We start from the raw sequence: 4513 nt of genomic DNA on the forward strand, positions 1-4513 counted from the left end.
CGGCCCGCGCTCGCGCCAGACCCCGACCGCGCCCGCGGAGCCCTGGAAGGTATCGCCGTCGACCAGTTCGAAATGGTCGGCACGCTGTCCCGAGGCATGCAAACCTTCGCCCTGCTACGTGCCGCGACCACCGTCCACAGGCTGGCAGTCGGCGATTACCTGGGGCCGGACCACGGTCGGGTCACAGCAATTGATGAAGGCCATGTCGAATTGGTCGAGTTGTTTCCCGATGAACAGGGTGCATGGCTGGAGCGCCCGCGAACCCTCGTGCTAAACGTCAACTCATAACGGAATCAAACAATGAAAAGGACTTTCTCGTCCTTCGGTGTGGCGCTATGGATAGCGTTCACGGCACCGATGGCTGCTGCTGTGCCCAATCGTGTGGATCTGATCCAACTGCCGCCTCCCGGCAGTGCGGCATCAGGCACCTATACCGGCGACAAGCTGAACCTCAACTTCCAGAACATCGAGCTGCGCGCTGTATTGCAGCAGATTGCCGATGTGGCGGGCCTGAACCTGGTCGCCAGCGACGATGTGCAAGGTTCGATCACCCTGCGGCTCAAGGGCGTGCCTTGGGATCAGGCGCTGGACCTGGTGTTGCAAAGCAAGGGGCTGGACAAGCGAATAAAGGCCGGCGTGCTGTTGGTGGCGCCCGCCGAAGAGTTGGCCGCGCGCGAACTGCTGACGCTGGAGGCGCGCAAGCAGATGGCCGAACTGGCGCCATTGCGTCGCGAGCTGCTGCAGGTCAATTACGCCAAGGCTGCGGACCTGGCCAAGTTGTTCCAGTCGGTGACGGGCCTGGAAGGCACCACCGATGAGCGCGGGTCGGTGGCGGTGGATGACCGCACCAATAACATCATTGCCTACCAGACCGGCGAACGCCTGGACGAGCTGCGGCGCATCGTGGCGCAGTTGGACATTCCGGTGCGCCAGGTGATGATCGAAGCGCGGATTGTCGAGGCCAATGTCGACTACGACAAAAGCCTGGGCGTGCGCTGGGGAGGGCAGGTCAATCGCGGTAACTGGGGCGCCGGTGGTATCCAGCAACCCCCGGCGCCGGGGACGGAGCCTGTGGACAATCCGCCCAGTGCGCCCTTCGTCGACTTGGGCGCGCTCACCGGCACCTCTGGCTTGGGTATCGCGTTTATCACCGACAACCTGCTGCTGGACCTGGAACTGACCGCCATGGAGAAAACCGGCAACGGCGAGATCGTCTCGCAGCCCAAGGTGGTCACGTCCGACAAGGAAACTGCGCGCATCCTCAAGGGCACCGAGATTCCCTACCAGGAATCCAGCTCCAGCGGCGCCACCTCGGTGTCGTTCAAGGAGGCGTCGCTGTCCCTGGAAGTCACCCCGCAAATCACGCCTGACGACCGCGTGATCATGGAGGTGAAAGTCACCAAGGATGAGCCGGATTATCTGAACAAACTCAACGACGTACCGCCGATCAAGAAAAACGAGGTCAACGCCAAGGTGCTGGTCAGGGATGGCGAGACCATTGTTATTGGCGGGGTTTTCTCCAATACCCAAAGCAAAGTGGTAGATAAAGTGCCATTTTTGGGCGATGTGCCGTATCTTGGCCGCCTTTTCCGGCGCGATGTGCTGGCGGAGAAAAAATCCGAGCTGCTGGTATTCCTGACTCCGCGTATTATGAATAACCAGGCGATTGCTGTGAGTCGTTGATTCTGTGCGAAATTTGATTCTTGTAGGACCGATGGGCGCTGGAAAAAGCACCATCGGCCGTTTGCTGGCCAAAGAGCTGCGCCTGCCATTCAAAGACTCCGATAAGGAAATTGAATTGCGCACGGGCGCCAATATCCCGTGGATCTTCGATAAGGAAGGCGAACTGGGCTTTCGTGACCGTGAGCAGGCGATGATTGCCGAGCTGTGCGGCTGCGACGGCGTGGTCTTGGCGACCGGCGGCGGTGCCGTGATGCGTGAGGAGAACCGCCGGGCACTGCATGCCGGTGGTCGGGTGGTCTATCTGCATGCGTCGGTCGAGCAGCAGGTGGGGCGCACCGCACGCGATCGCAATCGCCCACTGCTGCGCACCGCCGACCCGGCGAAAACCCTGCGGGATCTGCTGGCGCTGCGCGATCCGCTGTATCGGGAAATCGCCGATCTGGTGGTGGAAACCGATGAGCGGCCACCTCGGATGGTGGTGCTCGACATTCTTGAGCGCCTGCAACGGCTGCCACCCCGTTAAAGCCAGGCCCGAAATGCGCTATTCTCGGCGGCGCGCTATCACCCTGTGGGGTGTGGCGTAGAGCCATCAGGCGACGTCGGATCGCGACATTGCCGGTCGTTAATACATCTTCAACGCGGGGACACATGCAGACACTTAAGGTTGATCTAGGCGAGCGCAGCTATCCGATCCATATTGGCGAAGGTCTGCTGGACCAACCCGAGTTGCTCGCACCGCATATTGCCGGTCGGCAAGTGGCGATCATCTCCAATGAAACGGTCGCGCCGCTGTATCTTGAGCGTCTGAGCCGTAGCCTGGCGGCGTATTCGGTGATCTCCGTGGTGCTGCCCGACGGCGAAGCCCATAAGAACTGGGAAACCCTGCAACTGATTTTCGATGGCCTGCTGGCCGCACGCCATGATCGGCGCACCACCGTGGTCGCCCTCGGTGGCGGCGTGATTGGTGACATGGCCGGTTTTGCAGCCGCCTGTTACCAGCGCGGCGTGGATTTCATCCAGGTGCCGACCACCCTGCTGTCCCAGGTCGATTCGTCGGTGGGTGGCAAGACCGGCATCAACCATCCGCTGGGCAAAAACATGGTGGGCGCGTTCTATCAGCCCCAGGCCGTGCTGATCGACACCGCGACCCTCAACACCCTGCCACCGCGCGAACTGTCGGCGGGCTTGGCGGAAGTCATCAAGTACGGGCTGATCTGTGACGAACCGTTCCTGACCTGGCTGGAAGAACATGTCGACGCCCTGCGCGCGCTCGAGCAGGTGGCGTTGACCGAGGCGATCTCGCGTTCCTGCGCCGCCAAGGCGCTGGTGGTGAATGCCGACGAACGGGAGTCCGGTGTTCGGGCCACCTTGAACCTGGGCCACACCTTCGGCCATGCGATCGAAACGCACATGGGCTATGGTGTGTGGTTGCATGGGGAAGCTGTAGCGGCTGGCACAGTGATGGCATTGGAGATGTCGCAACGCCTGGGCTGGATCAGCGCTCAGGAGCGGGATCGTGGCATCCGCCTGTTCCAGCGCGCCGGATTGCCGGTGATCCCGCCTCAGGAGATGACCGAGGCGGATTTCCTCGAACATATGGCGATAGACAAGAAAGTGATCGACGGTCGACTGCGACTGGTGCTGCTGCGTCGCATAGGCGAAGCGGTGGTGACCGACGATTATCCGAAAGAGATTTTACAGGCCACGCTGGGAGCGGATTACCGCGCCCTGGCCCAGCTTAAAGGTTAATAAGAGCCCGATGACTAGTTTGCATGCCGACGAGGCGTTCCTCGGCCATTACCAGTTAAGCCACGACCCCTTTGCTCCACGGGTACCTGGTTTCAAATTTTTCCCTGCGCAGCGCAAACCGGTGCTCGGGCAGTTGCATCACCTCGCGCGCTACAGCCAGCTGTTGCTGGTCGTCACCGGCCCGTTGGGCAGTGGCAAGACCCTGTTGCGCCAGGCGCTGGTCGCCAGCACCAACAAGCAATCGGTCCAAAGCGTGGTGGTGTCGGCCCGTGGCGCCGGTGATGCGGCGGGCGTGCTGCGCCAGGTGGCCCAGGCCCTGAATGTTTCCAGCGCCGAGCCGAATGCGATCCTCAAGCAAGTGGTGCAACTGGGCCTGACCGGCCAGGAAGTCTACCTGCTGGTGGATGACGCCGAGCAGCTTGACGAATCGGCCCTCGAAGCGCTGCTGGCGCTGGCGGCGGGCACGCCCGAAGGTCGCCCCCATGTGTTCCTGTTCGGTGAATCGTCCCTGATCGCCGCTCTGGAGCAGATCAGCGGCGAGCAGGAGCTGTTCCACGTCATCGAATTGCAGCCGTATGAAGAGGAAGAAACCCGCGAATACCTGGCGCAACGTCTCGAAGGCGCCGGGCAGGGCATCGAACTTTTTTCCGCTCAGCAGATCTCTGATATTCACGAAAGCTCCGACGGCTGGCCTGGCACCATCAATCAGGTCGCCCGGGATGCCATGATCGAAGCCATGATTGCCAGCCGCTCTGCGGTTAAGCGTCCAAAGATGGGGTTCACTATGCCTAAGAAGCACGTATTGGCTATTTCCGCCGTTGTCGTGGTCGCTGTCGCCGCCGCCTGGTTGATCCCGGGTCGCAGCAAGGCACCGACCACTGCCGGCGCGCCAACCGAACAGGCGCAGTTGCCACTGGGTAAACCGACACCAAATGTCGAATTCGCCAACTCCGGCCAACCGACCAGCCTGCCGATGGTCGGCCAGCCTGTCATGCGCGGCCCGCTCGCCGAAGAAGCAGGCGGTATCTCCGAAGGCGACGACGGCGTGCCGGTAGAAGGCTCCAGTGCCACACCGCCGACC

At 61.7% G+C, this 4513-nt stretch carries 4 protein-coding genes and 1 pseudogene; all 5 read left to right on the plus strand.

Features of this window, described 5'->3' with window-relative positions; all coding sequences use genetic code 11:
- Positions 1-288, plus strand: a 288-nt coding sequence (locus L9Z73_RS25870) for a pilus assembly protein PilP (protein WP_247407235.1), incomplete at its 5' end; no start/stop codon positions are given.
- 141 nt (positions 289-429) lie between these two features.
- Positions 430-1683: pseudogene (locus L9Z73_RS25875) on the plus strand (type IV pilus secretin PilQ); the annotation flags it as partial.
- A 4-nt stretch (positions 1684-1687) separates the two neighbouring features.
- Positions 1688-2206 carry a shikimate kinase AroK gene (gene aroK / locus L9Z73_RS25880; protein WP_024072964.1) on the plus strand — a complete coding sequence of 173 codons (519 nt, stop codon included), beginning with the start codon at positions 1688-1690 and terminating at the stop codon, positions 2204-2206.
- Between the two features lie 125 nt (positions 2207-2331).
- Positions 2332-3432, plus strand: coding sequence for a 3-dehydroquinate synthase (gene aroB, locus L9Z73_RS25885; RefSeq protein WP_247407237.1), 1101 nt, complete (start codon positions 2332-2334; stop codon positions 3430-3432).
- 10 nt (positions 3433-3442) lie between these two features.
- On the plus strand, positions 3443-4513 hold a 1071-nt coding region (locus L9Z73_RS25890), incomplete at its 3' end, for an AAA family ATPase (protein ID WP_247407239.1).

Origin of the sequence: Pseudomonas emilianonis (assembly GCF_023072625.1) — a bacterium.
Classification (GTDB): Bacteria; Pseudomonadota; Gammaproteobacteria; order Pseudomonadales; family Pseudomonadaceae; genus Aquipseudomonas; species Aquipseudomonas paraveronii.